This window comes from Candidatus Thermoplasmatota archaeon (genome assembly GCA_034660695.1).
GTDB lineage: Archaea > Thermoplasmatota > E2 > UBA202 > DSCA01 > JAYEJS01.
In genome coordinates this window covers 1-1,939 of record JAYEJS010000057.1, presented here as the reverse complement: position 1 = coordinate 1,939, position 1,939 = coordinate 1, and the positions used below count along the sequence as shown (strand labels likewise).

General features: G+C 36.8%; 2 protein-coding genes. Both read left to right on the top strand.

Features of this window, described 5'->3' with window-relative positions:
• The coding region (locus U9O96_02765; protein ID MEA2054029.1) for a hypothetical protein at positions 1-728 on the top strand (728 nt) is incomplete at its 5' end.
• A 61-nt stretch (positions 729-789) separates the two neighbouring features.
• The gene (locus U9O96_02760; protein MEA2054028.1) at positions 790-1,848 is read left to right on the top strand and encodes a NosD domain-containing protein; all 1,059 of its coding nucleotides are present in this window, start codon (positions 790-792) and stop codon (positions 1,846-1,848) included.
• Positions 1,849-1,939 lie beyond the last annotated feature (91 nt).

Genomic DNA, 1,939 nt, shown 5'->3' with positions numbered 1-1,939 from the left:
GATCCAGTTTTGTAGATTGTAATCCTTCCGCTGTTACAGTTGTTGCAGAATACTATGACGACCCTGATGAACATCCAACAACTCAACTTCATAGATTTGGGTCAAATCAAATAGTAGAAACACATCTCAAACGCAATGCCTCGATAATAAAATCGACATATGATAGGAATAGTGATGGAATCGATGGAAGAATAATATTATTTGGGCAGCATCCGGAAGTTAAAACATGGAAATATGGAAGCGGGCAAGTAATAGAGAATGCTCTCCACACCAAATATATTTATGCAGATTCAAATGGCAATCCAATGGAACCAACAGTAAATACAAGAGATATCATAACCGAAAGTGCAAAATGGGCTGTAGAGCCACTGCTAAATGGAAATACAAACAGTCCTCTAAATGCACCGTTCAATCCATATCTATCCAATGGAGCAACTGATGTAAGCATCAATCCAACATTGAGCTGGCAATGCTCAGATCCAGACAACGATGCACTGATCTATGATGTTTACTTCGGAACATCTTCAAATCCCCCGTTGAAAGCATCTGGAATAACATCGACGACATACAACCCAGGAACTTTGAATTATGATACAACTTATTACTGGAAAGTGGTTGCAAACGATGGACAGGTAACTACAACCGGGCAAACATGGCATTTTACAACGAAAACTGAATCAAATCCACCACCAAAACCTCCAGGAGGTGATACTCCAATAGCGGAATAACCTTTTCCCTTTATTTTTTGTTTTGCCAAAAGAAATTTAAGGAGAAAGGTGATATAAAACCATGAAAAAGAAAATAATTATAATGGCAGTATTTCTTTTGCTCAGTGTTGTTCCAATTACAGGAAGCAATTCCCTCAATTTAAAAACAAATATTTCATCTAATTCCATAAACGGAGTGTTGTATGTCGGAGGCTCTGGTCCAAACAACTACACAGAGATACAGTCTGCGGTAGATGCTGCAGAAGAGGGAGATACCATTTTTGTTTACGATGACTCATCGCCATATTACGAGAATGTGGTAGTGAACAAATCGATAAATCTGATTGGGGAGGATAAGAATAGCACCATTGTTGATGGGAGTAAGAAAGGATACGTTTTTAAAATCTTAGGAAATGAGATAACCATAACTTGTTTTACAATAAAAAATAGTGATAAATTTCCTTCTGCAGGAATATATTTACTTTCAGATTCGAGAGATAATACTATTATTGATAACATTATTATTTCTAATGGCCAAGCAATCCGTATGTGCAGTACATACGGCAATACCATTTCTCAAAACACCATTATCGAAAATGATTGCGGCATAGGTCTTAAATTCTCGAATAATAATGTTATTTCGCATAACTATATTTCAAACAGGGGGTATGGAATTGGTATAGGTATAAACTCGAGTGGTAACAATGTTTCATTCAATGTGTTATACAAAAATTATAACGGGGTGGCTATTGACAACGGTGTTAACAATAAAGTTTATAAAAATGAGATCACTCTTTGTAAAGAGACAGGGATTGCAATTTGGAGTGGGGTTGGCAACGTAATTATCGGCAATAACATATCACAAAATCCAGAAGGTATAAAACTTGGAAGTTTTAGTTTGCGGTTAATCGGGCCGTGCATGCTGACCTCAATAACAAAAAATAACTTAATGAATAACGCTCAAAATGCACAAATATGGTTTAACATTTTACCTTTACCAAATATCTGGATAAGAAATTACTGGGATGACTGGAGATTACCGATACCAAGACCGATACCAGGAATTGTGGCATTTGGGTACATGGGATTTATTCCCTGGTTCATGTTTGACTGGCATCCTAGCCTAACTCCATATAGGTAAAAACAATGAATGAAAAAGATGGAACAGGAATGAGTGACTGGGGAGGAGTACCACTGAGATCTCAGGTTTACAATGTAGAACCATTGGAATA